The following is an 18,897-nucleotide window of genomic DNA, read 5'->3' on the forward strand; positions in this document are numbered from 1 at the left end:
AGGCTTCTTGGCTATATCCAGGCAAATTCCCCTGATAGAGTAATACTTCTTGGGGACGTGAAACATAATGTTCCTAAGGTCTCCTGGCAGGAGAAAGACGAAATTCCTCGCTTCCTCGAAACACTTGCAGAACATACACACGTTGATATTATCCCCGGAAACCATGATGGAGGAATCGAACTTCTTTTCAACAGGCACAAGGATATAAGGGTTCATTCCGTACGCGGTGCAGTTATTGACGGAACAGGATATTTTCATGGGCATACCTGGCCTGCACCTGAAATACTGGCTGTATCTCATGCAGTCACCGCCCATAATCATCCCACTGTTCGTTTTACAGATTCCTTTGGTTACTCCGTAGTTGAGCCTGCCTGGATCAGGACAAAGTTTAATATGGAAGTCCTGAAAATCCATTTCGGAAACCGTGATTTTGAGAACCCTGCACAGTGGGCAGATCCTGAACTCTTCGTAATGCCGGCTTTTAACGAGCTATGCGGAGGTGTGCCTTTTAACGAGTCCACTCAGGAAGAGTTGCTGGGGCCGGCTTTTTCCTCAGGTGGAATTAAACTTGAGGCTTCGGAAGTGTATTTACTTGACGGGACAAGGCTCGGAATGCTCAGGAATATTCGGAAGCTGAAGCATACCAGAGTTAGAAACAAGAATCAGAATAGAAGATGCAGGAATTCAAAAAGCTCTAAATAAGATGATCTGGCATGTAGACAAAGAATTTAGCTTTAAGAATTTAGCTTTAAGAATTTAGCTTTAAGAATTTAGTTTTAAGAATTTAGCTTTAAGAATTTAGCTTTAAGAATTTAGCTTTAAGAATTTAGCTTTAATTAGACAGAAGATTAGGCTCCAGTCATATAATGGACTCTTGTCATTAAATATAGTTTTTTAGCTTGAGTTACAACTAACCGCAGCCTGTATATAAAAATAGCTGTCTCTAACTCTGACTTTAAGTTTCCAACCGCAATGAAATGCTTTTCAATTTTTGTCCTGGTTTTCTTTTGGAATCCATTCAGTATTAACATTCCCGTAATATCCAAATCTTTTTAAAATTTAGCGCATATTACTAATCTAAACAAACATGATATTCTTTGAATAACATGCAAAAACAATGAAAGTGCTTGCAGATGTCAGCATTTTCATGCCAAATATTTAAATGACTTAAAAACAAGTGAAAACTTGAAGAATCAAAGGGTTTTTGAATATTAACATTAACTTATTTATCTACTGACATATCACTAAAATTGTCCGCGAATTGCCTCTCTATTTTTACAAAGAAATGATTATCTACTCTGTACTATAATAACGATTTAGAATAGTCTCCAGGTCTCTAAATGATAATTGCTCACAAACATTAACTTGCAGAATTTAAAATTATTTTTTGTGGTCAGGGAGTGCGGAATGAGAGAAACACTGAGAAACTCTGGTATTGATATTATTGGAGACGTGCCCTGGGGAACACATTTCTGCCAGTTTTATCAGACAAAAAAAGATTTAATGGACATCGTTGTCCCTTATTTTAAAGCAGGGTTGGAAGATAATGAATTTTGTCTCTGGGTTACATCACAACCCCTGGAAGTAGAAGAGGCAAAAGAAGCCTTGAGAAGAGCCGTTCCTGATATTGATATTTATCTGGAGAAAAAGCAAATTGAAATTATCCCTTATACCTCCTGGTATGTGAGAGAAGGAAGTTTCGATTCTGAGAGAGTTTTTAATGGATGGGGTGAAAAATTAGGTGAAGCTCTAGCAAGTGGTTATGGGGGACTCAGGGTAGCAGGAAATGCTTCTTGGTTGAAAAAAGGAGATTGGGATGATTTTGGTGATTATGAGAAAAAACTGGACATTAATATCGGCGAACGACAGATAATCTCTCTGTGTTCATATCTTCTTAGCATATGCAGTGCAGCAGATACTATTGATTTAGCTTTTAACCATCATTTTTCTCTGGTCAAAAGGAAAGGAAAGTGGGAAAGGATCGAAAACCCCGGGCAGAAAAATAAGACTGATTGCAAGCAGACTGAGAAAGCGTTGATCCAGACTGAGAAAGCGTTAATCCAGAGTGAGCAGTACAGCAAGCAGAAGTTAGAATATATTCCTTCACCTTATCGGGAAGTGGGTAAACTGGAAATCACTGATATCATTGATGCCCAGTCGATCCAGTTTATGATGGACTGTTTCTACAAGATTGCTCACATTCCTATGAGCCTGGATGATCTCAAAGGTAATGTTCTGGTAGGCATAGGATGGCAGGAGATCTGCACGCAATTCCACAGGGTTCACCCCGAAGCCTGTAAGAACTGCGTAGAGAGTGACATAAAGCTATCTGCGGGCGTTTCCCCTGGAGAGTTCAAGCTATATAAGTGCAAAAACAATATGTGGGACATAGCGACTCCCATAATAGTTGGTGGTCAACACATTGCCAATATCTTCTCAGGCCAGTTCTTTTTTGAAGATGAACCTCTGGACTATGAGCTTTTCCGATCCCAGGCCAGAAAATATGGTTTCAATGAGGAGGAATACATAGCAGCACTTGAGAAAGTCCCACGGTTGAGCAGGGAAGCTGTGAATACAGGCATGGCCTTCTTTATAACTTTTGCCAACGTGATCTCGCAGTTAGGCTACAGCAATCTTAAGCTGGCTCAGTCGCTAGCTGAACGTGAAACACTTCTGGGTGCACTGCAGGAGAGCAAGGAGCGTTTCCGTTCGGTCCTTGAGAACTCACTCGATGTGGCTTACAGGCGAAACCTTCAGACTGACAGATACGACTACATGAGCCCGGTGGTAGAGAAGATTACTGGATTCTCTGCAAAGGAAATGAGTGTAGTGAATGCCAGTGAGATTCTTGGTCGCATTCATCCCGACGACCTTCCCAGAGTTATTTTGAAGCGGGATCAGGCATATGATACTGGTTCTGGAACTTTGGAGTACCGGTTTAAACATAAGGACGGTAAATATCGCTGGTTCTTAGATCATTTTACGGGTACCAAAGATAGAAATGGCAAGTTGCTCTTTATTGGAGGTATCGTCCACGATATTACAGAGCGTAAAAAAGCAGAAGAAGCTCTAAAAAAAGCACATGAAAATCTGGAAGAAAAAGTTAAAGAACGAACAGCTGAGCTTGAGAGGGCTTACAATTCATTGAAAGAAAGTGAGAAAGGCCTTGCAGAAGCTCAAAAAATGGCTCATATTGGAAACTGGGAATGGGATATTGAAACTGATAAAGCCTACTGGTCTGAGGAAATGTATCGTATTTTTGGACGTGATCCTCAAGAGCTAGCACCTTCTTACAATGAATATTTAAGTTACATACATCCCGATGATCTAGACTACTACCGCAACGCCCTTAAAAAAGCTACAAAGGAAGATCTTTTTGTTATCGATTACAGGATTGTCTTAGCAAATGGGGAAGAACGCATAGTCCATCTAAAATCAGAATTCGTGTTTAATGGTGAGAATACCCCCACTAAAATAAAAGGAATAGTTCAGGACATTACTGAAAGCAAAAAAGCTGAAGAGAAAATACAGAAACTGTTGAATGCAATGGAATCATCGGATGATGCTATTATAACCGAGTCTCTCGAATGTGTTATTACAAGCTGGAATAAGGGTGCAGAGCAGATTTATGGTTATTCATCTGAAGAAATTCTTGGGAAAAATGTCTCAATCCTTGAACCGGATGATCTCAAAGGGGAAATAAGACAGTTAATTGAAAAGATTAAACAAAAAGAAAAGATCCGGCATTACAAAACTCTTCGGCAGAAAAAGGACGGTGCCTTAATAAATGTTTCAATAACTCTTTCTCCGGTTTATGACGCATCTAGAAAGCTCGTAGCTATCTCAAGTATTGTAAGAGATGTTACTGAGCGTATCAAGGCGGAAGAAGCACTGCGTGAGAGCGAAACGCGTCTACGTCGATTTTACGAATCAGATATGATCGGTGTGTGTTTCTACAATCTGAAAGGTTCGATAACAGAAGCTAACGACAAGTTCCTGGAGATAGTTGGTTACACTCGCGAAGACTTGCTGACTGGGCAGATTAAATGGGATAAGATGACTCCACCGGAGTACAGTCAATTGGATGAGCATGCCATGGCGGAACTCAAATCAAAAGGTGCAAGTACGCCTTATGAGAAGGAATACATCCGCAAAGATGGCTCGCACGTACCTGTTATCATAGGGGTAGCTACTTTCAATAAGGTGCTTTATGAAGGATTAGCCTTTGTTCTCGATATCACCGAGAAAAAAAAGGCAGAGGAAGCTCTGTCAAATCTCGAGACTGCCCGTAAGAAAGAAATCCACCACAGGATAAAAAATAACCTGCAAGTTATCTCTTCTCTTCTTGATCTTCAGGCTGAGAAATTCGATAATCCGAAAGTTATTGAGGCTTTCAGGGAAAGCCAGAATCGAGTTATATCTATGGCTCTCATCCACGAAGAACTATATAAAGGAGAAGGAACTGACACTCTGAATTTTTCTGAATACCTTAATAAATTGGCTGAAAATCTTTTCCAAACTTACAGACTTTATAGTAAAAATCTCAACCTATTCACAGATCTGGAAGAAAATGCATTCTTTAATATGGATACTGCTGTCCCGTTAGGAATAATTGTTAATGAACTAGTTTCCAATTCCCTCAAACATGCATTTACTGAAGACCAGGAAGGTGAAGTCCGAATTAAGCTTTGCAGGGAAGGGACCAATGATGAAATAAGTAAATCTCTTTTCAGCCTGACAGTTTCGGATAATGGAATAGGAATTCCTGAAAATTTAGAATTAGAGAGTCTAGAATCACTCGGACTTCAGCTAGTAGATATTCTTGTTGACCAGCTGGACGGGAAAATCGAGCTTAAAAGAAAACAGGGAGTCGAGTTTAAAATTACGTTTAGTGTAGTGGAAAATCCGAAATCTATGAATTAATAAACACAGGATACATTTTCAATAGTAATATGAAGTTTTGCAACGAATTTAAAATTAATTTTTCTCATAAAGTAATCATGATTTCACTAATAATTTATCAATATATGGACTCGTTTTCTCAATGTTTATATAATATGCGTGGATGTATGGAAAAATTAAATGTCAGGACTCAGGCTAATAGACAGTCGTTATTCTTGATATTCGTACCTGTAGCTTTCAGCCATAGAAGTGTGAATAAAAAATTCACTATCCAGCAACTTACATATATAAGAATTCATAAATCTCCGTGAGACCTTCCAAGATTCTTTTCTGTTGTGGGCACTCGGGTTGATTTATTAATGGCTGATTAGCTGATATTGATTTATTATTGATTTGTTCATGGCTAATTTACTTACTGACTTATATATGATTACTGATCAAGTTAATAATTTATTATCGGTTTACTGATTGATCACTAATCGATTACTAAGCGGTTTATTCGCATTCACCTGAATAGGATGTACTGATTCGATGAGCATGGAAATTAACAATGAAAAAATGTCAGATAGCCTTGTACCGTCTGACAATGAATCTGACAGTAATGATATTTCAGATAGCAGAGTCTTTGATGATTCTAAACTTACAAAACTAAACGGTATCAGAAACCAGGGACTTAACCCATACCCCTATAAGTTTGAAAAGAATGGGGATATCTGTGAAATCCAGAAAAAGTTCGAGGACTTTGAAAAGAATGAAGGCTTAACGGTCAGAACCGCAGGAAGGCTCTACAATATTCGCAGGCTTGGAAAAATGATATTTGCCGATCTTGGAGACCAGGGGAGCAGAATTCAGGTTACTCTAAGAAAAGGAAACCTTCCTGATGAGGATTTCAATACTTTTAAAACCCTGGTCGATTCGGGAGATATCGTAGGTGTTCAGGGTACACTTTTCAGGACAAAAAGGGGTGAAAATTCCATCAGCGTGTCCGAATTTTCCCTTCTCTCAAAATCCCTCTGCGCCCTCCCCGAAAAATTCCACGGCTTAAAAGACATTGAAACAAGGTACAGAAAAAGGTATCTTGACCTCATAGTCAATGCTGATAAGCGAGAGATTTTCGTCATGAGGAGCAAACTCATCTCCGAGATCAGACGATTCCTTTCTGACAGGGAATTCCTGGAATTTGAAACTCCGATACTACAGAATGTATACGGAGGCGCAAACGCAAGGCCTTTCACGACTTTCCATAACTGTCTCGGGCAGAAACTCTTCCTTAGAATTGCCCCTGAACTTTATCTTAAGAGGCTTGTTGTTGGCGGTTATGAGAAGGTCTTTGAGATCTCCAAGAATTTCAGGAACGAAGATATTGACACAACCCATAACCCTGAGTTCACCATGATCGAAGTCTATGAAGCTTACAGGGACTACAATGACATGATGGACTTAACCGAAGGCCTGATCTCGGAACTTGTGGTCAAGCTGACTGGTAGCTATGAAGTTAAAATTGGAGAAAACACGCTCAATCTCCATACCCCCTGGAAAAGAATTTCCATGGAAGATGCCTTAAAAGAGTATGCTGGACTTGATGTTTTTGCACACTCGCTTGAAGAATTGAAACAAATCGCAATCGAAAACAAGATAGAGGATTACGAAAAGGCAAAAACTTACGGAGAGTTCCTTGCCCTTCTATTTGAAGGCCTGGTAGAAGACAAGCTGATAAACCCGACTTTCATTTATGATTTCCCGGTGGAAAATTCCCCACTTGCCAAAAACCACAGGTCAAAAGAGGGCTTTGTCGAGAGATTCGAACTCTTCTTAAATGGATGGGAACTGGCAAACGGTTATTCCGAACTGAACGATCCTATTGAACAGCAAAAAAGGTTCGAAGAACAGGACAAGAAAAGAAAGTTAGGAGACCTTGAAGCCCAGACCATCGATTACGATTTCGTAAATGCTCTCGGATACGGAATGCCCCCTACAGGCGGCATGGGGCTTGGAATCGACAGGCTTACCATGATCCTTGCGGGCCTGGACTCTATCAAAGAAGTAATCCTTTTCCCGCAGATGAAAAGGGAAGACTGAGTTCGGATTTAACCTGGATTGATGTTCTTCTGGGAATTTATTCCCTCTTTTTTATGACTCAATCTAATCTTTTTGTCATTTCTTTTTGTTATTCGATTCAGTTTCTTGTTTTTCACTGAGTTACTCTTTTCATTTTTATAAGTTTTAGATTTCTATAACTTTAGATTTCTATAAGTTTTGTTTATCTTATCTTTTCCATACCCTCTTTTTCAGAACCTCTTACTATTTTCTGTTGCAATATTGGCATGTAGGCGTTTTTGTGAAACCTACTAATAAAACATTAAATTATTCTAACCAACTGTTCTAACCAGATTTAAGATCCTTATGTTAGTTATTTTTGGAAAACGAGAATTTATAAGTATACAATGCTTATTATAATATATATTTATTTATATATTTTACTCTAAATGTAATTTTATGAGGGCAAAACTCTTTGAAAAGGTGTAATTATGGGGGCACTTAGACGACTTAGCGCTATAGTTCTGGGAATGTCTATCACGAGTGGAATGCTTCTGTTTGTATCATGTCTGCCTGCATCGGCGCAGACTTACGACCTTGTCATCAATAATGGTCGGGTCATGGACCCTGAAACAATGTACGATTCCATTGCCAACGTCGGTGTCAAGGACGGCAGAATTGCGATCATCACAAATGAGAGCATCGACGGCAAGGAAAACATTGATGCCACGGGTCTTGTTGTTGCACCGGGTTTCATAGATACCCATTTCCATGCCGTCGATCCGTTTGCCACAAAACTTGCGCTCTGCGACGGTGTCACTACAGGCATGGATCTCGAACTTGGCGCGTTGAACGTCAAGGATTGGTATGACAAAAAAGCGGAAGAAGGCTGGCAGATTAACTACGGCACCACAGCCAGTCTTAACATTATCCGCATGCTAGTGCACGACCCGGAGGTCAAGATCGAGGAACCGGTGGACTACTCCAACATAATTCATTACATCAATGAATCCACAATTGACGGAATTCCGGGATGGTCGGTGAACCGTAGCAATATTTCACAGATGAACAAGGTCATGAAAAAGCTGGATGAAGAGTTGCAGCAGGGAGCTATTGGTGTGGGTGTAGGAGCTGCCTATATGGCAAGAGGTCTGACGAGCTACGAACTTTTCGAGGCTCAACGGACTGCCGCTCGTTACGACAGGCTTGCTTCAGTACACACCCGTTACCACCTTAGCAGCGAGACACCGATGGAAGCTCCTATCGCCTTTGACGAGATGTTTACTAACGCAGTTTTGCTCGATGCACCACTGTTGATGGCACATGATAATGATTATGGTTGGTGGGAGATTGAAGAAAAATTAAGGTTGGCTCGCTCCAGAGGTCTCAACATGTGGGCAGAATACTACCCCTACGATGCCGGGTCTACATCAATAAGCGCTGATTTTCTGAGGCCCGATCTCTGGGAGAAAAACTATGGCTACAAGTACGAGGAGACTCTCTATGATCCTTCGACCGACAAATTCCTTAACAAATCAGAATATGAGACATTGGTGAAAGCGGACCCGGGTCGCAACATCGTGGTATTCATGCCTGCGAGGACAAAATGGTTGCCATACTGGTTGACAATCCCTGAAATGACTGTGGCAACGGATGCAATGGGTGGTGTGGGTACTGATGGGAAGTTGCTGCCGTGGAATGCAAACTATTCTGAGTATGCAGGTCATCCGCGAACAGCGGGATGCGATGCTAAAGTCCTTCGACTCGGCAGGGAACAGGGCGTACCCCTTATGTTCACACTTTCCCAGCTTAGCTACTGGAGTGCAAAGCATCTGGGCGACGCCGGCATTGAGTCAATGAAAGAGCGTGGCCGTGTGCAGGTAGGCAAGGTCGCAGACCTGACTCTTTTTGATCCAAACACTGTGGCTGACCACGCGACATATAAAGCCGGCGAACAGGGACTACCCTCAACTGGCATACCTTATGTCATCGTCAATGGTACAATCGTTGTAAAGGATTCCGAAGTGCTTCCTGTCAAGCCCGGGCAGCCAATACGCTACCCGGTTGAGGAGAAGGGGCGATTCGAACCAGTGGATGTCAACAAGTGGATTAGTGAAAACACAATCATATCGAAAGCAATTCCAGCAGTGGATGACACGAGTGCAGGCCAAGAGCTAAAAAGCTGACATCCAGAGTTTGTGATCGCTCCTGGCAGTATCTTCTTTATGGCTAACGAATTGCAGATATCATATATAGTATATCGGTCCTCAAATGTATATATAATGAGAAAATAAATACAGTCTATGATGCAAATATTATTTTAAAGTCACATGGAATTTTGTAACACGGAAAACGCAGCCTGTCGCATAGTGATTCGATCTGGATATTACAACCACGGAAAACACGGAAAGCACGGAAGAAACACGCCTTTACTAATGATTTCCGTGTCTCCCGTGCTTTCAGTGGTTTTCAAAAAATTCATTTTGGACATACTTTGGAATCGATGCACTAGATAACTGACATTGGATCGTGATATTAATTATTCGATTGGTCATCGAGGAGAAGCTCCTCTTGACTTAGAAGAGATCTAATAGTTGGAGGTAAATGCTACAAAATTCAAAGCTTTCCTCCTCTTTAGCATGAAAGTCATTGGGATGAAATCCTAAACTACTTTGATTCCAGGGCCACGAAACACTAAGTATTTTATTACTATGATCTATTTAAAATTAGAAAAGTTAGATTTCAAACTACCCATTTGAAATGACGAAGAGCCCACAGAAGGCGTGGGATGACTTAATTAAATTGACCAGTGACGAAGACAGTGATGTAAGGCATTGGGCCGCCTCTGCTCCTGGTTCTGCATTTTTCCACACGCCAGATAAACAAAAGGCATGGAACGACTTACATAAATTGACCACTGATAAATACTGGCATATTAGAGTCAATGCAAATCATTCTCTTGGAAAAGTTTCCATATTCAAGGCTTCCCAGGCAGAAACAGATAAAGATTCATTGGTCATCGGTTAAGGAATTTTCTTGCCTGAAAGCTACTATTTTGCATTAGAAGCCGGCCTTAGAAGCCGGCCTTAAATTTTTGCCTCTTTACATGAAATCTGTACCCTGTTCCAGCTTACAACTCATTGAAATAGATTATAAACGTTGAGACATTGCTGCAATTTGTCATGCTTCCTCACTTAACCGAAGACGTATGTGATAGTTTTTCACCAGTTGAGATACTGTTGAAGTTTAAGGAAAGTAAAAACATAAATTATGGTGAAAATAACATAATTATTAAAGTTACTAAGAAAATAAGAGAATTAGAGAATTAGATAAAATTCTACAATTCAATACATTCCCTACAAAAACTGGGAGTTGAGGTAAAGAATTCAGGTAATTGGATATACTAAAGGAAGGACCGCTATGAACCAGTATCCACAATGGTATTATGATGAATTCAAACAAGTCGGGGTAGACTATACAGATCTTGAAGAAGTCCGGGCTTATGATCTATGTATGCAGAAATTGAGAGATATTGAAAGTGAATTCAATAATATTCAAGGACTTATTAATATTAAGGACACGGATTTACTTCTTGAAATCGGAACGGGGACAGGGGAACTGGCACTCAAATTTTCAGGGCACTGCAGAAAAGTTGTGGCTATCGATGTTTCGAAAAAGATGATAAATTTTGCGAAAACGAAGGCTGAAGGCCAGAAAAAAACAAATATAGAATATTATAATGCTGGCTTTTTAACATATGAAAACTACGATGAACCTTATGATGTCATTGTCACTCAACTAGCTTTACACCACCTTCCTGACTACTGGAAAATGATTGCTCTGAGACGGATCTACGGAATGTTGAAGGAAGGCGGAAAGTTCTACTTACGTGATGTTGTTTTCCCTTCACTGATTTTGGATTATGACAGTTATTTTAATAAAATTATAAATGACCTTCGAAAATCTGCAGGGGACAAACTTGCTGAAGAGACCGAAATCCACATAAGGGAAGAATTTTCAACGCTGGATTGGATTATGGAAGGTCTCCTGAAAAACGCTGGGTTTTGTATTGAATCTGTTAAATGTGATGGGTTTATTGCAGGTTATCTTTGCAAAAAATGATATGTTTGAAATGTAAGAGACTTGAAAAGCAACTGATTTTATAAAAAGTATCAAAAAGGTTCAAGGAAAAATATCAGGTGGAGGACGGCGTTTTCGGAGTTGATATCAAAAACGGAAAATGCGTCTTTGAAACCTGAAGCAAGTACCCGACGGCAAAAGGGCTTCTCGAAGACCGGCTTATGAGATGTTCACCTGGAAAACAGGTGTATACGAGCGTGAATGAGGGTTTTGAGATTCTTGAAGACGCAGAGATTTGCAGGTTAGAAGATTTTGATTTCAGGGTTTTTTGAGAAAATGGATGTAAAAAAAGATTTAAGGGGAATAAAGGGCGGATTCGATTAACTTATTGGTTAAACAAAGCAAGAATTTTCCGCAAAAATCTTTTTTAGTGGATTTTGCTCTTTAATCCCAAAACAAAAAAAGAAAACATTTTAAACTTTAAGTTTTATTGGAGTTTATGGTGTTGGGCAGTTGATAGATCAAGAGAAGATTCACAATCAATGTCTTAGTGAAGACCCAACAGAGTGTATCAAAGCGATAGAGCAATTAAGAGATAATTTTTCATTACTGTCCAATAAAGAACAGGCATGGAACGACTTAATTAAATTGATGATGGGTGAAAACCATTCTGTGAGATATTGGATTACTTCTGCTCTACATTCCATTTCATTCGTGCCAGTTAAAGGAACGGATGATGTTAGGAAGACAGATACAGATGTTAGGAAGACAGATACAGATGTTAGGAAGACAGATACAGATGTTAGGAAGACAGATACAGATGTTAGAAAGATTGCGGCCTCTTTCCTTGGTTATGTATTTTCAGACATGCAGGATAAACAAAAGGCATGGAATGACTTACATAAATTGACCAACAATAAACACTGGATAATCAGGTATGGCGTCGCCTCTGCTTTTGGTTCTGCATTTTTCCACATGCCAGATAAACAAAAGGCATGGAATGACTTACATAAATTGGCCAATGATAAAAATAGATGGGTAAAGGTTCAGGCCGCCTCTACTATTAGTTCTGTATTTTTGGATGTGCCGGATAAACAACAAGCCTGGAATGACTTACTTAGACTGATCAATGATAATGACATGGATATAAGTTCTGATATAAGTCCTGAGTCCGCCGCCTCTGCTCTTAGTTCTGCATTTTCATATGTGCCGGATAAACAACAAGCGTCGAATGACTTACATAGACTGACCAATGATGAAGATAGTTATGTGAGGTCTAGAGCTGCTAGAGTTCTTATTTCTGCGTTTTCTGACATGCCGGATAAACAACAGGCATGGAATGACTTACTTAGACTGACAAATGATAAAGACAGATATATAAGGTCTAGGGCTATCGAAGCTTTTGATTCTGCGCTTTCTCAAATGCCAGATAAACAACAGGCGTGGAATAACTTACTTAGACTGACCAAGAATGAAAACAGCTCTGTAAGGTCTAAAGCAGCTTCTGCTCTTGGTTCTACGTTTATTCAAGTGCCATATAAAAAACAGACATGGAATGACTTATATAGACTGACCAGTGATGAAGATCATTTTGTGAGGTCTGTTGCTACCTATACTCTTGGTTCTGTGTTTTTTCACGTATCAGATAAGCAACAGGCGTGGAATGACTTACACAAATTGACAACTGATGAAGACAGTTCTGTGAGGTATAATGTTGCTTCTGCTATTGGGTCTGCATTTACCTATGTGCCAGATAAGCAACAGGCGTGGAATGACTTACACAAATTGACAACTGATGAAGACAGTTCTGTGAGGTCTAAGGCAGCCTCTGCTATTGGGTCTGCATTTTCCTACATGCCAGACAAACAACAGGCATGGAATGACTTACACAAATTGACAACTGATAAAGACAGTGATGCGAGGGGTATTGCTTGCTATGCTCTTGGTTCTGCGTTTCCTCAAGTGCCAGATAAGCAACATGCATGGAATGTTTTACAGAGACTAACCATTGATGAAGACATTTCTGTGAGGTCTCGTGCTGCCGATGTTCTTGGTTCTGTTTTTTCTCAAGTACCAGATAAACAACAGGCATGGAATGACCTACATAGACTGATCAATCATGAAGACATTTCTGTGAGGTTTCGTGCTGCCAAAGCTCTTGGTTCTGTGTTTCCTCAAGTACCAGATAAACAACAGGCATGGAATGATTTACTTAGACTGATCAATCATGAAAACATTTCTGTGAGGTTTCGTGCTGCCGAAGCTCTTGGTTCTGTGTTTCCTCAAGTACCAGATAAACAACAGGCATGGAATGATTTACTTAGACTGACCAGTGATAAGGATGGTTATGTGAGGGAAAGTGCTGCCGAAGCTCTTGGTTCTGTGTTTTCTCAAGTGCCAGATAAACAACAGGCATGGAACAATTTACACAGACTGGCCAATTATGAAAACACTGATATTAGGTCTAAGGCAGCCTCTGCTATTGGGTCTGCATTTCCCGATGTGCCAGATAAACAACAAGCTTGGAATGACTTATACAAATTGACAACTGATAAAGACAGTTTGGTGAGAGTCTCCGCAAATCACTCTCTTGGGAAAGTTTCCATATTCAAGGCTTCTCAAGCAGAAAAAAACGAAGATTACAAAAGGGAATTGGAAACAGCAATTGAATTTTTTGAAAAAGCAGTAATGGAATCTAAATACTTTAATCCATCTCAATTTTGCCTTCCATTCTATCGTTCTTTCCATACAATCGTTTTTAAAAGAAAGGAAGCAAAAGAAGAAGTGGACAAATATCTTGCCGAAGTAAAAAATGCTGTTAAAGGCTCAAAAAGCAAAGAAATGCTTTTTGAAGTAGTTAATAACCTTGCAAATGCCTTAAAAGAAGTGCAAAGTCTGGACAATTTAGATTTAGAGGCAAAAAAAGGCGAGCTTAATTTTTATAGACAATACTGTGATCGTGCAGCAGAGCTGATGAAAGATACTGAAAAAACAGCACCATTTGCAACAATAGCAATGAGAAAAGGGCTACCTATTCTGGACAGAAACCTAAAAGAACTTCTCGAAGAGATTCAAAAGAAAGCAAAGATCGCGTGCAAGGAATCGAAAGGAACTGATGCAGAAGAAATCGCATGTGCTGTCAGTAAAGAAGTTCAGAAATGGGAAATCGGCAGTCAGGAAGAAATGACACAAAATATTGAAGGTTTGATCGAAACTTTCAGAATGAGAATGCCGCATATACCAGGCTACGAGCATATATTTGAAGAAATCGAAGGAATACGAAATGTAAATGATCTTGCAAAACAATATGAAATAGTTTCTAGACTTGTAGGACTAATACCGATATTTAGCTCGATGCCAGATCAGGTAGTACAAGATATCAAAACGATCAAAGAAGAAACAACTTCTATTTCAAACGAAATTAAATATTTACAGATTTCAGTTGACAGATTAATAGAATCAGTAGATGAACTGCAAAATCCACAGGAATATCTTGATACTATTCAAAGAAATTTGGAAGAAATTAAGAACGAGATTCCCGAAATGAAAGGAAAGATCGATGAAGTGCTCTATGAATTATATTCTCCTTTAAGTACAGATCAAAAGCTGAAAATTGCCATTCCAATAATTCCATATCTTGTCTCTTACGAAATGGAAACAGATGTTCCACGGCTTGTGGCTGACAAGATTGATGAATTAAAGAACTTAGTTTTGCGTTTTAAAAAGAGTGAATAATTAGATGAAACTCTATCTTCTTCAAATTTGAGGAAGAACCTTCTGCGAGATTTAATAAAGACTTACAAACCCTTCCATCCTTTTCTGATAATACAAATACTCCTGGGCATACCCGCAGTAATGTCCGAAATAGTCCCTTCCCCAGTCCCCCATACAGCTCATGTTTGTGCAGGTTTCAAAGTAACTGTCATCTATATGGTAATGCTGGATAATCTGCTTGATGTGGGTATCAACTGGAAAGGCTTCCATTTTATCAAACGCGAAAAGAAGCACGCAGTCAGCAACCTTCTCTCCAATGCCCCTGAGCCTCATAAGGCGTTCCCGCGCATACCTGTACTCCAGGCGGAAAAGGACGTCAAGGTCCAGCTCGCCCGACGCAACTTCTTCGGCTGCAGCTATTATGTTTTGGGTCCTGAAGCCCAGCTTGCACTTGTCAAGCTCGGCGGGATCGACATTTGCAAGAGTTTCAGGGTCAGGAAAGCTGAAATAGCCTGGTTCGATTTCCTGCCCGAAAAACCGGCTGAGCAGGCAGATTCGTTTCTGAATTGTGGGGATGTTTGAGGCTGTAGAGAGCATATAGGAAATAAGGCATTCCCAGGGGTCCTGCCGGATCAGCCGCAGGCCTCGATATTTGCGGATCGCCCTGTCGATCAGCAGGTCCCGGTTTATGCTTTCGTAGATCGAAGGCAGGTTGTCGTCCAGGCGGAAATAACGAGTAAGAAATTCAGGCAAGATTTTTGAATCGACAATCAGTTGCCCCTGGTCCTGAGAAAGCCGGAGAACCTGGTCTCTGACAACGCCTGTCCACCAGTCTCCGTCTCGTACCCATCGGAAGACCTGCCCGCAGTCGAGAGTATAATTGAGGTCAAAAAGTTCGGGTTTAAGCCTGTACGTCCAGCTCAAGCCCCCTGAGAAAAGTACCTGCCGTTAACGTATCCCCTAGCCCTACCGTAGTTACTGGAGACCTGGAAAGCATTGTAGGCAACATGCAAATAATATAATTCTCCCTTAAAGTATAAGCCCCCTGCCCAAGAGTTTTTCCATTAAAAGACATAAGGAAAGCTGCAATTTGTTCTCTTCCAAACGGGCTCTCCTGAAGTTTCGAAGATTCCTCTTCCACAAATTTCCGCCCATCAAGCCTGCCTGAAGCTGCATACACGCCTGCACACCTGACTCCGAATTCCAGAGATTCAAGCTTTTCTCGGGCTGCCCTCTGCAAAATTGAACTTTCGGATTCATCCATTTCAAATACAGAAGCTGCTCTGGAATTAAACTCAAAACCGGTTTTAAACACAGCCAGCACAAATTCCCTTGTATGGATTATGAGCTTCTTAAGCCCGTGCCCTGATGCCAGCCTGAAAGCCGCACTGGATATAGCATCTGCATTCATATGCTGAAGTATCTCTCCGGAAACGCCGTGTAAATTAGAAAACACTGCAAGTTCGTCTTCATTCATTCCAAGGCTATCGGAAAGTTTTGCAAACTTCAGAAAGACCGAATTTGCAATTTCTTTACTTGCAAAATGTCCGAGTTCCAGGTGAATCTGAAGTTTATTGTTTCTGGTTTTCCAGCTTTTTAGCTGAGAGAAAGTATCATCAAGAATTGTCTTATAAGTGCAGCCATTGGGATAGTTCTCAAGCAGGAGATGAAAACCCGATATAAGTACTCCGTCGAGCTCGCAGGCGTGTTGGAGAGCATACTGCTCAAACGCAGGGTTGACAAAAAGCCTGAGATTCAAATGATCGCAGGTAGCTATGAAGCGGTTTTCCCTCGGAACCCGAACTTTGGTTCCATAAAGGGAAAATGTCTCCCCCTCAGAGAAATCAAATACGAAATGTATGGGCTCCTGGCTGCTGGAAAAGGCACCTTTATTTTCTTCAGGTTCTATGCTTGCGTTTTCCATTATCTGCATGGGGGGTTCCGGAAAATAGATCGCCTTTTTTGAAAAGAGAGAAAGCTGGGTTTTAGAGGGAACTGCAACATTCGGTATTACTCTGGAAGCTCCTAGCTGGGAAAGAGCATTTGCCATTATTCCTGCATTTCCGCCCATTCTTACGAGGGATTTTCCAAAATAGCGTCTTTTAAGAAACTCGAAAACGGACTGATCAAAAACAAGCCACTCGGCTCCACATCCATTTTTCATACAGTAAGCAAGCCCTGCTACAAAATCCGATTCCGAAAAGATTTTTCCGGGAGGGTTCTCGATTTTGTCAAGAATTTCAGCCTCTTCGAAGGTTTCCAGCAGTTCCGACATCTCGGCCCCGCTGATCCTATACACCGAATCTATGTTGACATTATATCCGCAAAGTATATTCATCTAACCAGTTCCTGTATCCCTGAAATAGGAGGCGAGTGGAGGCAAATGGAAAGCGAGTGAGAAGCGAATGGTTGGACATGTGGAAGGCAAATGAGTGAAAGGCAAGTGAAAGGCAAATAAATGGAAGGCAAATAAGTGGAAGGCAAATAAGTGAGGGCAAATGGATGGAGGGCAAATGGATGGAGGGCAAATGTACAACTTTGGATACGTCAAAGAGAATTTATTTTCATGCCTGATCCTGTTTCATTCTTGCAAGCATGGCTGCAAAAGCTCCTGCCGAGATTGCATCACCTATCCCGACTGTTGCTTTGGGCTTATCTACCACCTTGGAAGGAATTAAAACCGCATCATGGTCAGACCCATAGAGATATCCGTATTCGAACTCCTCATGAGTACAGAGTTTCTTCCCTACACAGTAAACCTTGAAGTTCTCCAGGTCTTCTATGCCTTTACTTGAAACCGGAACCTCCAATCCTGCTTCTACGTCCTCAAGGTTCTCAATTTTTCCTTTAAGGGCTTTGGCACCGGCCAGAGTTGAGGAAAAGAGCAGAGCATCCCTGTGTTCTTTAAGTGTAAGAGGATGGCCTTTTGCAAGGACACAAATGTAAAAGCCAAGAGAATGAACATGGACCCTTTCAAGCGACAGGTCCTTTAAAAGCTGAACAGCTCCATGGTAAAGAGAGGTTATCCCGGTCTCTTCTTTTCTTATCACGGAATAAGAGAGTTCTTCATGCCCCAGGACGTTCAGAGCATTTGCCACTTCTACGGTATCAAGGCCCAGGGAATGAACATGTTTGGCGACAATTTCGGTCAGGATAGCCTTTCTTATTACCCTGTTCTGAATGGATGTAAGTTCTACATGAATGCGGAGTTCAGGATTTAGAGCCTTGAGTTTCTCAATAGCTTTCACGGAATGGGAAACATAGTCCTTATACGTAGACCCATCCTCGTACTGCTCTTTTATCATCTGATAACCTGAAAGCATTGCCCCGTCAATCGGGAAGAGTGAATCGAGGTGCTCATAGATTTCCCTGTCCATATCAAGACGTATCCATTTCGGGCGGGAAGAGATTATAAGGCGGTTATCTCTCGGGATCTGGAATTTGCTTCCACCACAGGTTACGTCCATGCCTTTGGAATACTCAAAGATCCAGTTGACTTTTGATTCTATTCCGGGTTTGAAGGCTTCTCGCGGGGGTTTAAGTACAACCTTTCCATCTTCTACCTTAGGGTGCAGAAGATTGTCAGAAGCCACAAAATATTCTGCCTGTTCTTCAGAAAGCCAGGGAATATACGCCACCACTTTTTTTATTTCAAGGCGGGCAAGAAGATTGGAAATTATTCCTGCCTGACCGCCCATGCGTGCATAGTCAAAACCCAGGTGCTCTTTCAGCCATTCATGAGTATCCGAGGTATGGGTCGGAATTTCAGCGGCTTTACCCTCTCGCATGGAAATCAGCAGGCGAGCCATGAAATCAAGAGGCTCTTTTATTTCTCTTGGGTATGTTTCAACTCTTGCCTGAATCTCAGCCTCATTAAAAAGCCCTATAAGCATAGACAGTTCTTTGTCTGTAAGGTGCTTGATAGCATCGATATTACTGTTGTAAGCTACAAACATGCCTTCCAGATAAGGAAGGGCTTTTTTGACATCGTAAAAAGCATCATTGTAACGCTGTTCCCATTCTTGTATATCCACTTGATAAACCCCCTGGAAATATAGATATGAACCTGAAATAATTTTCAGGGACTAGGGGAAAACCCGGATTTTTCCCGAAGTAACTTCATTTATATTTCGAATTAATCTTGTTTACATTTTTTATTTCCAT

10 protein-coding genes are annotated in these 18,897 nt (G+C 40.8%); 7 read left to right on the forward strand and 3 right to left on the reverse strand.

Going from position 1 to position 18,897, the window contains the following annotated elements; genetic code table 11:
- From FXW07_RS01220 to FXW07_RS01250, 7 genes are all read left to right on the forward strand, one after another.
- On the forward strand, positions 1 to 702 hold a 702-nt coding region (locus FXW07_RS01220), incomplete at its 5' end, for a metallophosphoesterase (protein ID WP_229393384.1).
- 705 nt (positions 703 to 1,407) lie between these two features.
- Positions 1,408 to 4,923, forward strand: coding sequence for a PAS domain S-box protein (locus FXW07_RS01225; protein ID WP_229393385.1), 3,516 nt, complete (start codon positions 1,408 to 1,410; stop codon positions 4,921 to 4,923).
- Between the two features lie 510 nt (positions 4,924 to 5,433).
- Entirely contained in the window at positions 5,434 to 6,981 is a 1,548-nt protein-coding gene (gene lysS / locus FXW07_RS01230) for a lysine--tRNA ligase (RefSeq protein ID WP_229393386.1), read from the forward strand.
- A gap of 506 nt (positions 6,982 to 7,487) precedes the next feature.
- Positions 7,488 to 9,125, forward strand: coding sequence for an amidohydrolase family protein (locus FXW07_RS01235; RefSeq protein ID WP_229393418.1), 1,638 nt, complete (start codon positions 7,488 to 7,490; stop codon positions 9,123 to 9,125).
- A gap of 574 nt (positions 9,126 to 9,699) precedes the next feature.
- On the forward strand, positions 9,700 to 9,966 hold the full coding sequence (locus FXW07_RS01240; protein ID WP_229393387.1) for a hypothetical protein: 267 nt from the start codon (positions 9,700 to 9,702) through the stop codon (positions 9,964 to 9,966).
- 393 nt (positions 9,967 to 10,359) lie between these two features.
- Positions 10,360 to 11,061, forward strand: coding sequence for a class I SAM-dependent methyltransferase (locus FXW07_RS01245; RefSeq protein WP_229393388.1), 702 nt, complete (start codon positions 10,360 to 10,362; stop codon positions 11,059 to 11,061).
- A gap of 471 nt (positions 11,062 to 11,532) precedes the next feature.
- The gene (locus FXW07_RS01250; protein WP_229393389.1) at positions 11,533 to 14,754 is read left to right on the forward strand and encodes a HEAT repeat domain-containing protein; all 3,222 of its coding nucleotides are present in this window, start codon (positions 11,533 to 11,535) and stop codon (positions 14,752 to 14,754) included.
- A 51-nt stretch (positions 14,755 to 14,805) separates the two neighbouring features.
- On the opposite strand, the gene FXW07_RS01255 is transcribed toward FXW07_RS01250, so the two are convergent.
- The 3 genes from FXW07_RS01255 to pfkC form a co-directional block, all read right to left on the reverse strand.
- Positions 14,806 to 15,657: a DNA-3-methyladenine glycosylase gene (locus FXW07_RS01255; RefSeq protein WP_229393390.1), complete on the reverse strand. Its 852-nt coding sequence runs from the start codon at positions 15,655 to 15,657 to the stop codon at positions 14,806 to 14,808.
- Positions 15,635 to 17,071, reverse strand: coding sequence for an ADP-dependent glucokinase/phosphofructokinase (locus FXW07_RS01260; RefSeq protein ID WP_229393391.1), 1,437 nt, complete (start codon positions 17,069 to 17,071; stop codon positions 15,635 to 15,637). Before FXW07_RS01260 ends, FXW07_RS01255 begins: the two co-directional genes overlap by 23 nt.
- A gap of 226 nt (positions 17,072 to 17,297) precedes the next feature.
- Positions 17,298 to 18,767, reverse strand: coding sequence for an ADP-specific phosphofructokinase (gene pfkC, locus FXW07_RS01265; RefSeq protein ID WP_229393392.1), 1,470 nt, complete (start codon positions 18,765 to 18,767; stop codon positions 17,298 to 17,300).
- Between the last annotated feature and the right edge of the window lie 130 nt (positions 18,768 to 18,897).

Source organism: Methanosarcina sp. DH1 (assembly GCF_020804205.1).
In the GTDB taxonomy this organism is placed as follows: domain Archaea; phylum Halobacteriota; class Methanosarcinia; order Methanosarcinales; family Methanosarcinaceae; genus Methanosarcina; species Methanosarcina vacuolata.

Bases quoted from the DNA above. Each gene is read 5' to 3' on its own strand.
- FXW07_RS01260 (WP_229393391.1), bottom strand. From the start codon at position 17,071: ATGAATATACTTTGCGGATATAATGTCAACATAGATTCGGTGTATAGG.
- FXW07_RS01225 (WP_229393385.1), top strand. From the start codon at position 1,408: ATGAGAGAAACACTGAGAAACTCTGGTATTGATATTATTGGAGACGTG.
- FXW07_RS01235 (WP_229393418.1), top strand. From the start codon at position 7,488: ATGCTTCTGTTTGTATCATGTCTGCCTGCATCGGCGCAGACTTACGAC.
- lysS (WP_229393386.1), top strand. From the start codon at position 5,434: ATGAGCATGGAAATTAACAATGAAAAAATGTCAGATAGCCTTGTACCG.
- FXW07_RS01240 (WP_229393387.1), top strand. From the start codon at position 9,700: ATGACGAAGAGCCCACAGAAGGCGTGGGATGACTTAATTAAATTGACC.
- FXW07_RS01245 (WP_229393388.1), top strand. From the start codon at position 10,360: ATGAACCAGTATCCACAATGGTATTATGATGAATTCAAACAAGTCGGG.